The 13,350-nt window shown below is 52.8% G+C and carries 11 protein-coding genes, 1 pseudogene and 1 other annotated feature; of the genes and pseudogenes, 3 read left to right on the top strand and 9 right to left on the bottom strand.

Going from position 1 to position 13,350, the window contains the following annotated elements; all coding sequences use genetic code 11:
- Window positions 1-148: 148 nt before the first annotated feature.
- Both J5224_RS07425 and J5224_RS07420 read right to left on the bottom strand, forming a co-directional pair.
- Window positions 149-901 carry a YciC family protein gene (locus J5224_RS07425; RefSeq protein ID WP_264624755.1) on the bottom strand — a complete coding sequence of 251 codons (753 nt, stop codon included), beginning with the start codon at window positions 899-901 and terminating at the stop codon, window positions 149-151.
- 136 nt (window positions 902-1,037) lie between these two features.
- Complete coding sequence (locus tag J5224_RS07420) at window positions 1,038-1,400, bottom strand: YkgJ family cysteine cluster protein (protein ID WP_264624754.1); 363 nt, start codon at window positions 1,398-1,400, stop codon at window positions 1,038-1,040.
- A gap of 283 nt (window positions 1,401-1,683) precedes the next feature.
- Between J5224_RS07420 and ompW the strand changes: the two genes are divergently transcribed.
- On the top strand, window positions 1,684-2,316 hold the full coding sequence (gene ompW, locus J5224_RS07415) for an outer membrane protein OmpW (protein WP_264624753.1): 633 nt from the start codon (window positions 1,684-1,686) through the stop codon (window positions 2,314-2,316).
- A gap of 187 nt (window positions 2,317-2,503) precedes the next feature.
- On the opposite strand, the gene J5224_RS07410 is transcribed toward ompW, so the two are convergent.
- The 6 genes and pseudogenes from J5224_RS07410 to J5224_RS07385 form a co-directional block, all read right to left on the bottom strand.
- The gene (locus tag J5224_RS07410; RefSeq protein ID WP_264624752.1) at window positions 2,504-3,220 is read right to left on the bottom strand and encodes an oligogalacturonate-specific porin KdgM family protein; all 717 of its coding nucleotides are present in this window, start codon (window positions 3,218-3,220) and stop codon (window positions 2,504-2,506) included.
- Between the two features lie 499 nt (window positions 3,221-3,719).
- Window positions 3,720-4,526 carry a tryptophan synthase subunit alpha gene (trpA, locus tag J5224_RS07405; protein WP_264624751.1) on the bottom strand — a complete coding sequence of 269 codons (807 nt, stop codon included), beginning with the start codon at window positions 4,524-4,526 and terminating at the stop codon, window positions 3,720-3,722.
- Window positions 4,526-5,719 (bottom strand): tryptophan synthase subunit beta, encoded by a 1,194-nt coding sequence (trpB, locus tag J5224_RS07400; RefSeq protein ID WP_264624832.1) that lies wholly within the window; start codon window positions 5,717-5,719, stop codon window positions 4,526-4,528. The genes trpA and trpB overlap by 1 nt, the downstream gene beginning before the upstream one ends.
- Before the next feature lie 65 nt (window positions 5,720-5,784).
- Complete coding sequence (gene trpCF, locus J5224_RS07395) at window positions 5,785-7,146, bottom strand: bifunctional indole-3-glycerol-phosphate synthase TrpC/phosphoribosylanthranilate isomerase TrpF (RefSeq protein WP_264624831.1); 1,362 nt, start codon at window positions 7,144-7,146, stop codon at window positions 5,785-5,787.
- Between the two features lie 22 nt (window positions 7,147-7,168).
- Window positions 7,169-8,850: pseudogene (gene trpD, locus J5224_RS07390) on the bottom strand (anthranilate phosphoribosyltransferase).
- Window positions 8,850-10,436: an anthranilate synthase component 1 gene (locus J5224_RS07385; RefSeq protein ID WP_264624750.1), complete on the bottom strand. Its 1,587-nt coding sequence runs from the start codon at window positions 10,434-10,436 to the stop codon at window positions 8,850-8,852. Before J5224_RS07385 ends, trpD begins: the two are co-directional and overlap by 1 nt.
- A gap of 66 nt (window positions 10,437-10,502) precedes the next feature.
- Window positions 10,503-10,606: a sequence feature (Trp leader region), on the bottom strand.
- 249 nt (window positions 10,607-10,855) lie between these two features.
- Between J5224_RS07385 and rnm the strand changes: the two genes are divergently transcribed.
- Window positions 10,856-11,779, top strand: coding sequence for an RNase RNM (gene rnm / locus J5224_RS07380; RefSeq protein ID WP_264624749.1), 924 nt, complete (start codon window positions 10,856-10,858; stop codon window positions 11,777-11,779).
- A 22-nt stretch (window positions 11,780-11,801) separates the two neighbouring features.
- Window positions 11,802-12,422, top strand: a complete 621-nt coding sequence (locus tag J5224_RS07375) for an L-threonylcarbamoyladenylate synthase (RefSeq protein WP_222160687.1) — start codon at window positions 11,802-11,804, stop codon at window positions 12,420-12,422.
- Window positions 12,423-12,447: 25 nt separating this feature from the next.
- Here J5224_RS07375 and J5224_RS07370 read toward each other — a convergent pair whose 3' ends face one another.
- Entirely contained in the window at window positions 12,448-13,293 is an 846-nt protein-coding gene (locus J5224_RS07370) for a GNAT family N-acetyltransferase (RefSeq protein ID WP_264624748.1), read from the bottom strand.
- Window positions 13,294-13,350: the final 57 nt, after the last annotated feature.

Below are 13,350 nucleotides of genomic sequence, written 5' to 3'. Positions count from 1 at the left end.
TTAACCACATTCACCCGTAGGCGATCGTCTGCTGCTGGTTGTCATTATCCTTGATTGCGCCATCCGCTTCCTGTTTTATCGTAAGAATTTGCAGAACATTACTTTTCTGTTAGTCAAACCCGCCGCCCGCAGACGGCAGGTTCGCGCATTATTGACGTAGCAACATATACAGACGGAAAAGATAGATCAAAAAGATAGCAGAAATCAGGTTACTTATACCGTTCATCAGAATTGCCATGGTGGTAGGTGATGCCAACGGCAGACGTGCAACCAGCATCAGCAGGGCAATTTTTGCCAATAACCAAAAAAGCACGGCAGGGGCAACCAGCTTCAGATTACCATAGGCGAGCTTTGCACTGAGGCGGATGGAAGCAAAAACGCCTTTACTTTCAACTGCGGCAATCACCGGTGATAAACTCACCGCTATAGCCAGTAACACGCCTGGCACGATTAACAGCAACATGCCCAGTTGTACCAAAATGGTCCCCACCAGGATCAAAAAGAACAGTCGCGGCAGCAGTGGCGCGGAACCACCAATCGCGCGTAGCGCGCTGGTAGGTTGTCCGGCAGAAACCTGTCTTACCAACGTCAGCACGCCGCCAGTCAGCAACGCATTACCAACCAGTGCCGCAAAGGTGCTGGCGGCAGAAACTTTGAGCAGCACCATCTGCTGCTCAGGCGTCATTTGTTGAATCAGGTCGTGTAACCCTAACTGACCGGTGCTGGAGAGATCGCCGCTGACATTACTCAACAGTTGTAACTGTTCCGGTGCCGGTATCAATACCTGATTTAACATGACAGTAATTACCGCCGTGAGTAATGACAGCAATAACAGGCCGATAAGTTGGTTACGCGTAAAATTCATTGTGTCACGGTAGAGGGTACCGGCCGTGATAGACATGAAGGCTCCTTGGCTATTCAACTGTGAAAACGACGCGTCACCGCGCCTAATGATCCACATTGTAACCTGTTACCTCAAAAGGTTGCACCTTGCTGCACGTCTGAAAAGGGTATTCGCTGCAATTTTATTCGGCAGGTTAAAGCGGGGGCAGGCCATAGCGGGCTCTGGCTCGATTACAGGCGTCATTTTCCTCACCGTTTTCACCGGATCGTAAAAACTCACGGCACGGCGAGGGACGCAGTGTATAGATGTTGCAACTGACAGCCTGACCGATCTCACCTTCCAACGCAGTACAACGACAATGCGCCTTACTGTTGGTGCCCTGCATACAGCGAATAAATGGTGTAATGGGTTCTGTCAGGCTTGCTGGCGTCAGTCCGCCTCCGTCATCCGCTTCGGCCCAGTAAAATGAGACGCGAAAAAAACCGCAACAGGCTCCGCATTGCAGGCAACTGTTGAGGTTATCACCGCTATTTGGTTCCTGGTACGACGTCTCCATGGTTTACCTCTTCCACAACGTCATCCTACGGTGCCGGGTAGACACTCACTATAGCGCCACTGATTCATCGCCGTGAAGGTGCAGAATCAACCTGCGCACTAAATGTGCTTTCGGTTGAAAATTGACATAGATCAATTTTAGGTTTTTTAATGAGTTAGCGTATTTTGATGCGTTTAAAATTTCGCTTTTTTAGCACAAAAGTTGTGATCTGGCTTAAAACAAGAATACCTACTTAGAGGTATTCTGCGCTCGACTTTAAACCATATAAAGGGAGTGGGTAATAATGAAAAAAACGTCTTTGGCTCTACTCGTCGCAACGTTGCTGCCTGTCTTCGCTCAGGCGCATCAAGCAGGTGATTTTATTGTGCGTGCAGGAACGGCTACCGTGCGCCCGAATGCGGGTGGTGATACGGTGCTTAACGTCAGCTCTTTCAAGGTCGATAACGATACGCAGTTGGGGCTGACGTTCAGCTACATGGTCACCGACAATATTGGCGTGGAGTTGCTGGCTGCAACCCCGTTTACGCATAATGTGGGGTTGCAAACCGTTGGTAATCTTGCACAGGTCAGCCATCTGCCGCCTTCATTGATGGCGCAATACTATTTCCGTGACGCAAAAGACAAACTACGGCCGTATCTGGGCGTCGGGATTAACTACACCATGTTCTTCGATGAAAAATTCAACGATCACGGCAAGTCGATGGGGTTAAGCGATTTGAGTGCGAAAAATTCATGGGGCGTGGCTGCTCAGGCTGGGTTGGATTATAACCTGGATAACAACTGGCTGATTAATGCCTCCATCTGGTGGATGGATATTGATACCGATGTGCGTTTTAATTCTCCGGCAGGTCCACAATCGATCAGTACCCGCCTCGATCCAGTCACCTTTATGTTTGGTGTTGGCTATCGTTTTTAATATAGACATAACCTGACATTAACAATTCTATCTGCGGCGCTTTCGGGCGCCGTATTTATTCCCAGATAAACTATCACGCACTGAATTATATTTTCTACTGGCACAAAAAAACGGCGGGTATTAATCCGCCGTTTTTCAACACAGGGTAAAACTAACCAATAAGGCTAACGTAATAAACGTTTAGCGATTAGAAGTTGTATTGTACGCCGACACGGAAGCGAGTTTGACGTTCATCAGTGGTCTTGCTGCCTTCAATATTTGCAACTTGAACGTACGGAGTCCAGTTTTTGTCATATTTGTAAGACAATTTCACATCATGAGTCATGTTGTCATTTTCTTTGTCGGCGATATAACCCGCAGAGCCCGCTTTGGTGTTTTTGTTGTACTCAAATTCGTACTCAACGGTGAAGTTAGCAGGCAGTTTGTAACCCAAGGTGCTGGTGATAGTATAACCGCTCATATCAGTGTTAGCAGCGCCGATGTTACCACTGTTACGTTGGTAGAACGGACGATAGCGCAGGCCGTAGTACAGGGAATCAGTGATGTTCGCGGTGCCCTTGATGTAAGGACGATATTTAGAGCTGACAGAGTCAGAAACAAAGTTCAGGCCAGCTTCAAGGCCGAATGTTTTGTCAAACTTGTACAGATAGCTTGCTGTCACTTCGGTGCCGTTGCTTACAGGTTCGCTGAACGGTCTGTTAGGCGTGGTATCTTTACCACTTTGAGCCCATTTACCTTCCATAGACAAACCAAAGCCGTTATCAAAACGGTTAGAGATCAGCAAACGGTCTGCGTGGTTGGCAGATTTGGTGTCTTTCATTTCATGACGGTAGTCGATGGTCACAGCCATGGTGCTCATGCTGACTAACGAAGTTACCAACACCGCGAGTAATTTAGCTTTCATTATATTATCCCATGTCAAGAGAATTATTATTTAAAGAGAAGACGCTACTTTTTTTATAGCAAGTCCATTGTATGTATTCTTTCTTACAGTAATGTGAACAAGATCTTCAAAATCAGATATTAGTTCAGCTATTTCATTTTTGTGATTTCGTTCAATTAATCAAGCGAAATTTTATGTATTTAAATTTGAAATATCGTTTTGAATTTTATATATTTCCGTTTTGAAGTTTATCTTTCAATTTGAAATTAATTTTTACAAATTAACGTAATTTGAAATATATTTTTTATTGAATAATTAAATCTATTAAAAAATAACATTTATTATGACGAATCACTTCAAAAAATAACCATAAACAGGGGCTTGTCAGGGAGAAAAGATATTTTTCCCACTGCCATGCCCGGACATGGTTTCTATAAACGGCGAGATTCACGAGGTAAAACAGTGAAACATGCTGTTCCCGCCAGTGAGATACCTGGCGGGGAGGGGAAAACAGGCAGGATCAGACGCGCGTGGCGGCCTTCATGCGGCTGACAAAATCATGCAGTTTGGCCAGCATCACTTCTGGCTGGTGACGATGCTGCTCGATGATACGCACGATGGCTGAGCCTGAAATAGCACCTGCCGCACCTGACGCGATAGCCTCTTTTACCTGTGACGGTTCGGAAATACCAAAGCCTTGCAGAGCCGGAGCCGCATGATATTCCTTCAGCGTGGCTATCAGATGGTGCAATGGTAGCTCAGCACGCTTCTCAGCGCCCGTCACGCCCGCACGTGACAAAAGATAAGTATAACCACGGCCATGAGAGGCAATCTCTCTGAGCAAGGCGTCATTGGCGTTAGGCGGGCAGATAAAGATAGGGGCAACGTTGTATCGCAACGCGGCAGCGCGGAAGGGCGCAGATTCTTCAATCGGCACGTCGGCAATCAATACGGAATCAACACCTGCTTCAGCACAGCGCTGATAAAAAGCATCGATACCGTTGCTGAAGACCAGATTGGCGTACATCAACAGGCCAATCGGCATGGTGGGGTGCTTCTGGCGGATGGCCGCCAGCATCTCAAAACAGTGGCCGGGCGTCACGCCTGCCTCGAAGGCGCGCAACGTTGCAGCCTGAATCGTAGGGCCGTCCGCCAGCGGATCGGAAAACGGGATACCTAATTCTAACGCATCGGCACCAGCATCAATCAGTGTGTCGATAATTTGCAATGAGAGTGCAGGTGTCGGATCGCCTAAGGTGACGAAGGGAACGAAGGCACCTTCCTGCTTTTCCGCCAACTGCGCAAACCGTTGTTGATAACGCTCCATCAGATCTCCCCCCGACCTTTCAAAATATCGTGCACTGTAAATATGTCTTTATCGCCGCGGCCAGAAAGGTTAACCACCAGCAGTTGCTCTTTTTCAGGCGCCTGACGAATCATCTTCAAGGCATGTGCCAATGCGTGAGACGATTCCAGCGCTGGAATGATCCCTTCATGGCGGGACAACTCCTGAAACGCCTCGAGTGCCTCATCATCGGTAATCGAGACGTAGTCGGCGCGCCCGATGCTGTTCAGGTGGGCGTGCTGAGGGCCCACTGACGGGAAATCCAGCCCGGCAGAAATAGAGTAGGACTCCTCAATTTGTCCGTCGGACGTCTGCATCATGGGCGATTTCATCCCAAAATAGATCCCTACGCGACCATGTTTCAGCGGTGCGCCGTGTTGCCCGCTTTCAATGCCCAATCCCGCTGGTTCAACGCCAATCAAACGCACCGGGGTTTCTTCGATGAAATCGGCAAACATACCAATGGCGTTGGAGCCGCCGCCGACGCAGGCGATAACGGCATCAGGTAGACGCCCTTCGTGCTCCAGTATCTGCGCTTTGGTTTCTTCGCCAATCATGCGCTGAAATTCACGCACAATCGTCGGGAACGGGTGCGGACCGGCTGCGGTACCTAACAGGTAGTGCGCCTTGTCATAGCTGCCGGACCAGTCGCGCAGCGCCTCATTACAGGCATCTTTTAACGTGGAAGAGCCGCTGTGCACCGGGATCACTTCGGCACCCATCAGACGCATACGGAACACGTTGGGTGACTGACGCTCTACGTCTTTAGCCCCCATATAGATGCGACATTTCAGGTTGAGCAGGGCACATGCCAGCGCGGTTGCCACACCATGTTGTCCTGCGCCGGTTTCAGCGATGATCTCGGTTTTTCCCATGCGCTTGGCTAACAACGCCTGACCCAGCACCTGGTTGGTTTTGTGCGCACCGCCGTGCAACAGATCTTCCCGCTTAAGATACAGCGTAGCGCGAGTGCCCTGAGTCAGGTTACGGCAGCGGGTGAGCGCTGTCGGGCGACCGGCATAGTTTTTCAGTAGATCGGTAAAGGCGGCCTGAAATTCAGGATCTTTTTGTGCGTCAACAAAGGCCTGTTCCAATTGTTGCAACGCGGGGATCAGTATCTGCGGCACATACTGCCCGCCGAATTCACCAAAGTAAGGATTAAGTAACGTCATAATGTTCCTGTCTGTCCTGTCAGTGCTCATCGAAAAATTGAAGCGTGTCGCGCCGTGCTGCCCTGCGATTATTGCGGGTAGAGTGGGGCAAAGGCGGCATGTATTTTCACCGCGTCTTTGATCCCGGGTTCGCTTTCGACACCTGAGTTAACGTCCAATCCGGCACAGCCAAGCTGTGCAGCTTTAGCGCTATTAAATACATTCACGCCGCCTGCCAGTAGCACGTTACTCAGATCGGCTTCATGCAATAAATTCCAGTCAAAACGCTCACCGCTGCCGCCTTGTCCATTATCAAACAGGTAGCGATTCACATTGGCAAAATCGCGTTTGGGCAGCCTTTTTTCAACGCTGAGCGCTTTCCAGATTTGGCAAGTGGTGGGCAGCAATGCGCGCAGTTCATCAATGGCGGTCTGGTTTTCGTTGCCGTGCAGTTGCACGGCAAACAACCCTAACTGTCGGGCCGTCTGTGCAATCTGCGCTGCGGGGGCGTTACGGAACACGCCGACGTAGCGCAACGGTGCACCGGACATTACCGTCGGTGCGAATTCCGGTGTCACATAGCGCGGTGAAGAGGGCACAAAAATCAAGCCACCGTACACGGCACCGGCGTTGTACGCTGCCGCGGCGTCCATGGCGCGCGTGAGCCCACACACTTTATTCTCGCCCAGGATAAGACGGCGCACTGCCAATGACAGATTGGGTTCTGACATCAGCGAGCTGCCCACCAGAAAGCCGTTGGCGTAGGCGCTGAGCTCGCGAATTTGTGCCGCGTTATGAATTCCAGACTCACTGATTACCGTAACATTTTTAGGCAAACGCGGCGCCAGCGTGCGCGTGCGATCAAGATCGATAGACAGATCGCGCAGATCGCGATTATTGATACCGACCACGCGGGCCTTGAGCGCGATTGCGCGTTCCAGCTCAGCCTCGTTACTCACCTCTGTCAACACGCCCATTTTCAGGCTGTGTGCCACCTGGGCCAGCTCTCGGTATTCATGATCGTCCAGTACGGAGAGCATCAGCAGAATGGCATCGGCCTGATAATGGCGCGCCAGATAAATCTGGTATTCCGAGATAATGAAATCTTTGCACAGCACCGGTTGTCTGACGACGGCGCTGATACGCGGTAAAAAATCAAAACTGCCCTGAAAATATTTTTCATCGGTCAGCACTGAGATAGCAGAGGCGTAATCGCTGTAGACGCGTGCAATAGCAACCGGATCAAAATCTTCGCGAATCAGCCCCTTGGAAGGCGATGCCTTTTTGCATTCCAGAATAAACGCAGGCTTTTTATGTTTGAGCGCCGCATAAAAATCGCGCTGACTAGGAACAAGATCCGCTTGAAAACCGGATAACGGTTGTGCCTGCTGGCGCGCAACAATCCAACTCACTTTATCCTTTACGATGTTACCCAATACGGTCTTGTTCAGTTCTGACTCTTGCATAGCACCTTTACCCTCTGGCGGCGAGCGCTGTCACGCGCTGATAAGCCTGCCCGCTGTGAATAACATCCAATGCCTGCTGCGCGTTCTGGCGCAAATCTTCTTGTCCAAACAGACGCAACAGTAATGCAACGTTGGCGGCTACGGCATTTTCATGCGCGCGTTCGCCTTTGCCTTGTAACAGACGCGCCAGAATATCACGGTTTTCTTCGGGCAGCCCGCCCTGGAGCGCAGAAAGCGGGGCGCTCTCGAGACCAAAATCGCGGTGGGTCAGTTCGTAGGTTTCCACCTTGCCACCGCGCAGTTCCGCCACCTGAGTAGGCGCGTGCAGCGCGACTTCATCCATACCGCCGCCGTGCACGACGGCTGCGCGTTGATAACCCAGCACGCGCAGCGTTTCGGCAATGGGCGTTACCAGATGCGGACTGTAAACCCCAATCAGCGCCAGCGGCGGACGCGCCGGGTTAATCAGTGGGCCCAGCACGTTAAACAGCGTGCGGGTTTTCAGCAACTGACGCACGGGCATCGCGTGACGAAATCCAGTGTGGTATTGCGGTGCAAATAGAAAGCAAACGCCAAGATCGTCCAGCGCCTGACGTGATTGTTCAGGTGCCATATCCAGTTTAATGCCGAAGGCAGACAGCAGATCGGAAGAGCCAGAACGGCTGGAGACACTGCGGTTACCGTGTTTGGCGACCTTCACGCCACAACTGGCGGCAACAAACGCGCTGGCCGTCGAGATATTGATGCTGTTGGTGCCATCCCCGCCAGTGCCGACGATATCGGCAAACAGGTAATCAGGGCGTGGGAAAGGCTGCGCGTCTGCCAGTAAGGCCGCAGCCGCACCCGCGATCTCTTCCGGGTGTTCACCGCGCACCTTCATGCTGATCAGGGCGGCGGCCAACTGCGCGGGCTCTAACTCGCCGCGCACAATCGCGCTGAACAGCGCCTGACTCTCAGCGCGAGAAATGGCCTGAGCGCCAAACAGTTTCTCCAGAATGGCCTGTTTTTCCAGGGTGACATCGATCGGGACGGCGGCCAGCGTATTCACAGAAGCGTACATAATATATCCTTAAATTCGGTAATGATTGTCGTGGTGGGTCGCGATAAGGCTTATGCCAGCGCCCACGCCAACGTCTGCTCCAGCAGACGGGCACCGTGAGTGGTCAGGATAGATTCGGGGTGAAACTGGAAGCCGCAGACGCGATCGGCGTCGTGACGCACGGCCATCACCATGCCATTAAAATGGGCATTGACCGTGAGTTCATCCGGCACCTGACTGCCAACCAGAGAGTGGTAACGCGCCACCGGCAAAGGGTTAGGCAATCCCTCAAACATCGCCTGACCATCGTGTTCAATGGCCGATGCTTTGCCGTGCAGAATTTCACCGGCTTGCCCCACGTGGCCGCCATAGGCTTCAACGATCGCCTGATGTCCCAGACAGACGCCAATAATCGGCAAACGGCCGCGCAGTTGGGTTAACAGCGCAGGCATGCAGCCGGCCTGTGCCGGGGTGCCGGGGCCAGGCGAGAGCATCAGAACCGGTTTTTCCAGTGTTTTCAGGCGGGCAATAATGGTGTCTACCGGCACCTGATTGCGGTAAATCACCACGTTATGACCGCTGGCGCGCAACTGGTCCACCAGGTTGTAGGTGAAAGAATCAATATTATCGAGCAACAGGATATCGGCCATCAGAAGATCTCCTTGGCATGGTGAGCCGTGGCAATGGCGCGAAGCACCGCGCGCGCTTTGTTTCGGGTTTCGTCCGCTTCCGCCTGCGGCTGCGAATCGAGCACCACACCCGCTCCAGCCTGCACGGTCGCGATACCGTCTTCAACATAGGCAGAACGGATGACGATGCAGGTGTCCAAATCACCGTGCGCGGTGAAGTAGCCCACAGCACCGCCGTAGCTGCCGCGTCGCGTTTTTTCACTGTCGGCAATCAGTTGCATGGCGCGTACCTTTGGCGCGCCGCTCAACGTGCCCATGTTCATACAAGCCCGATAGGCGTGCAGAACATCCAAATCGTTACGCAACGTGCCGACAACGCGGGAAACCAGATGCATCACGAACGAGTAGCGATCCACTTTGGTCAGATCGGCCACGTAGCGGCTGCCAGGTTCACAAATACGGGCCAGGTCGTTACGCGCCAGATCGACCAGCATCAGGTGCTCTGCCAGCTCTTTATGGTCAGTGCGCATTTCCAGCTCGATGCGGCTGTCGAGATCGCGATCCAGTGAGCCATCGGCGCGACGGCCGCGTGGGCGCGTACCGGCAATGGGATAGATTTCGATCTGGCGAGAATCCGCGTCGTATTTCAGCGAGCTTTCCGGTGACGCGCCAAACAAGGTGAAGTCCTGATCTTGCATAAAGAACATATAAGGGCTGGGATTGTTCTCTTTTAGCGTTTGGTACGCGGCCAATGGAGATGGGCACGGCAGAGAGAAACGGCGTGACGGCACTACCTGGAAGATTTCACCAATGCGGATCGCTTCCTGCATTTGACGTACCACGGCACCGTATTCTTCGTCGCTCTGATTACAACTGAGCGTCATATCCGTCAGCGTCTGACGCGGCAACGCGGGTGCTGGCTGCTGCAACTGGTGCCCTAACTGTGTCAGGCGATGCTGCAGGCGCTGGCGTTCGACGGTATCCGGCGTGAACAGGCTGGCCTGTAAATGCGTGACGCGTTGTTGGTGATCCAGAATCAACAAGGTTTCTGCCAGATAAAAGCAGTAATCCGGGCAGCGCTGTTGTTGGCTGAGTGGTGGTAATGTTTCAAACCCGGCAACCAAGTCGTAAGCGAACAAGCCACCGAAGAACATCGCTTCCCGTTCACTCTCAGGGCTGGTTACCAGCGTTTGTAGCAGACGCAGGGCGTCAAAAACGGACAGCGAACGCAGACGTGCATCTTCGTCTTGCAAGGTATCAACCGCCGGGAAGGTTAATTCACGACCGTTGGGACGTACGGCGACATCGATATCTGTCGGTAGCAGTTGGTCAAGCAGAGGCAGCAGCGTTGCACCGTTAGCGGTCAATGCCTGAATGGAGACCTGCTGCCCCAGTGCGGTGATACGCAGTGCGCTATCAATGATCAACAGGCTTTTCAGATCCTGTTTACTGTCAATTTCTGCGGATTCCAACAGCAGCGTGGCCGGTCGGGCACCGCACAGTTGATGGAAAACTGCGCTCGGATTATCGCGATAAGCGGCTTCGACGCGCAGCAGTTCAAGCTGCGGCTTATCGATGGGTGAAGATATCGTTGCTGATGTTTGCATCGTCGCTACTCTGGTTGTCTGCTGCCCGTTTTATGTCGATCTCACGTTATTGCGCAGCAGTAAGTCATAAAAAAACCCGCCAATTAAGCGGGTTTAGAGATTTTGCATGTTGTGATAACAGCTATGCGTTAATACTCCACCCGCCACAGGGAAGAGCGCCACCAACCACCGGTTTTGAAGCTGCCGCGCGGGCTGCTGTTTACCATTGCGAGAAAGTGCGTTGCCATTATCACATTTCCATTTATCTGCTGAACTTGCGTACTAGTTAACTGGTTCATGAGCGCGTTGTCAACGGGTTAACGCATTTTATTTTATCGGTACAGCACCGCCGTGGTGTAGTTCCCCTCCGGCGGTGTTTAATGGCATGATGTTCCGCGCCTCAGATCCCCTGAGCAGCATTAACAACCATAGGTGCCTGTGTGTCCGAACTTTCCGTTGCTCTGTCTCCCAGTCCGCTGTTTGATTTGCACAGCCATACTACCGCTTCGGATGGAGAACTGTCGCCCAGCGATCTGGTGCAACGCGCCGTCGAGATGCGCGTTGGTGTTCTGGCTATCACCGATCACGATACTGTGGCTGGCCTGACTGCCGCGCAGCAGGCAATAGCCGCATTGAATCTGCCGTTACGGCTGGTGCCAGGGGTTGAGATCTCCACCCTGTGGGAAAATCATGAGATTCATATTGTCGGTTTAGGCATTGATCCCGACCACGTCGCGTTGACTCACCTGCTCGAACAGCAGAAGGCGAGACGCTGGCAGCGTGCGCAGGCAATCAGTGAACGGTTGGAGAAGGCGCGTATTCCGGGCGCACTGGAAGGGGCACTGCGTTTTGCCGGAGAGGGTGAAATCACCCGTGGCCATTTTGCCCGTTTTTTGGTGGAACAGGGTAAGGCCAGCAACGTGGGGCAGGTATTCAAATCCTATCTGGCAAAAGGGAAAACCGGATATGTCCCGCCGCAGTGGTGTACAATAGCAGAAGCCGTTGATGTTATTCATCATGCGGGCGGTGTGGCGGTACTGGCACATCCTGGGCGCTATGAGTTGTCTCCCAAATGGCTCAAGCGGGTGCTGGCCAGTTTTGTAGCAGCATCAGGGGATGCGATGGAAGTTGCCCAGTGCCAACAAGCGCCGGACGAACGTACTCAACTGGCGCGTTATGCGCAGGATTTTAAGCTCTATGCTTCGCAGGGCTCTGATTTTCACCGTCCCTGCGCCTGGATAGAGTTGGGGCGCAAGCTTTGGTTGCCCGGCGGAGTAACGCCCGTGTGGCAACATCCCGTGCTCGCAGCACTGCCGTTGACCGCTGAAGCGTTGCACCGCGACGGATGCGAAACGTCGCGCTAAATTCGATGTTTAAGGACGTATCATGAGTCAGTTTTTTTATATTCATCCACAAAACCCTCAGCCCCGGTTGATCAATCAATCTGTTGATGTGCTGCGTAAAGGTGGTGTGCTGGTCTATCCCACGGATTCCGGTTACGCATTGGGATGTATGCTGGGCGAGAAAAATGCAATGGAGCGCATTTGCCAAATTCGCCATTTGGACAGCAACCATAACTTCACCATCGTGTGCCGCGATCTTTCCGAAATATCCACCTATGCCTATGTAGATAATGCGGCGTTTCGCCTGATAAAAAACAATACGCCCGGTAACTACACCTTTATTTTGAAAGCCACCAAAGAAGTGCCGCGCCGATTGATGAGTGAAAAGCGCAAAACCATCGGCCTGCGCGTGCCTTCTAACGAGATTGCGCTGGCGCTGCTGGAAGCGCTGAATGAGCCGTTGATGTCGACCACATTGATGTTGCCGGGCAATGATTTTGCGGAGTCCGATCCTGAAGAAATTCAGGATCATTTGGGCAAACGGGTAGATTTGATTATCCACGGCGGATTTCTGGGACAAAAGCCCACAACGGTGATCGATTTGACCGACTCCGCGCCGGTTGTGGTGCGTGAAGGTACCGGCGATATTTCACCATTTCAGTGATAAAGACGCCACCGGTGCCTTGCGCTCAGCGCTCAGGTTCCGCCAGCGAGTGGCACAGCGTGAATTGGGTAATCGGGTGCTGTTGCCAGCCTGCCTGTAAAAATAGCGGGGTCAACGACTGTGGCACTGCGACGGGGGTGGAAATCCCCTCGCACTGTGCCGCCAGCGCTTGAAGTAACCGTCGAGCATGACCTTGCCGGCGGGCGGCGGGCGTCACATAAAGTGCCCGCAATTGGGGTTTGGTAAATGCAGTGGCAACAATGGCGTAGGCGTCATCACCACAGCGATAACCCTGAGCTGGCAGTGAGACCGCTCCCAAAGGGTCGATCATCCAGGGAAGCGGTTTATCAGCGGCGGCGATCATGTTGCCGAGAAGCGTGACTGGATCGCAACGGGTTACTGTGGCGTTACTGTTTATTGCTCCCTCTGCCAGTGGTGCAGCAAAACCACACAGGGTGTCCTGACGCGTAAACCCCATCTTGTCATACAAGGCAATGCCAGCCGCATTGCTGCTAATCACCTCGAGCCATAGTGCGCTATCACCCCGTTGACGCGCTTCGCGCAGCAACTGTTCTAACATGACTGTTCCCAATCCGCCGCGGCGCCAGCGCGGATGAATGGCAAAGGCGGCCAAGCGGCAACGCGAGCCGCGACGCACCATAATAGCCAACGCCACTGGATTATTGTTCGCGCTCCAGATGCGGCTCTCAGTCAACGACAGGCCCTCGGCGTTAAAACGTGTGGCAAACGTCGGGCCGTCGAGGGTGAAAGGGATCACATAATCCGTGAAGCACTCGGTCAATATGGCGGCGAGCTGGTGGCTGTCGTAGTGTGTGGCATCACGACAGACCAGTGGTGAAATCGATGTCATGGACGTTTCCTGTAGTGTCAGCGCTAGCGTATACGGTTCCCTGGAAACAGGATTATC

It is taken from the genome of Candidatus Symbiopectobacterium sp. NZEC135, assembly GCF_025962695.1.
Note: the sequence above shows the minus strand (reverse complement) of the source record. Positions and strands in the feature narration are given on the sequence as shown.

Excerpts from the sequence above, each read along its gene's own strand:
- J5224_RS07425 (WP_264624755.1), bottom strand. The coding sequence starts at position 901 with ATGTCTATCACGGCCGGTACCCTCTACCGTGACACAATGAATTTTACG.
- J5224_RS07420 (WP_264624754.1), bottom strand. The coding sequence starts at position 1,400 with ATGGAGACGTCGTACCAGGAACCAAATAGCGGTGATAACCTCAACAGT.
- ompW (WP_264624753.1), top strand. The coding sequence starts at position 1,684 with ATGAAAAAAACGTCTTTGGCTCTACTCGTCGCAACGTTGCTGCCTGTC.
- J5224_RS07410 (WP_264624752.1), bottom strand. The coding sequence starts at position 3,220 with ATGAAAGCTAAATTACTCGCGGTGTTGGTAACTTCGTTAGTCAGCATG.
- trpA (WP_264624751.1), bottom strand. The coding sequence starts at position 4,526 with ATGGAGCGTTATCAACAACGGTTTGCGCAGTTGGCGGAAAAGCAGGAA.
- J5224_RS07385 (WP_264624750.1), bottom strand. The coding sequence starts at position 10,436 with ATGCAAACATCAGCAACGATATCTTCACCCATCGATAAGCCGCAGCTT.
- J5224_RS07375 (WP_222160687.1), top strand. The coding sequence starts at position 11,802 with ATGAGTCAGTTTTTTTATATTCATCCACAAAACCCTCAGCCCCGGTTG.
- J5224_RS07370 (WP_264624748.1), bottom strand. The coding sequence starts at position 13,293 with ATGACATCGATTTCACCACTGGTCTGTCGTGATGCCACACACTACGAC.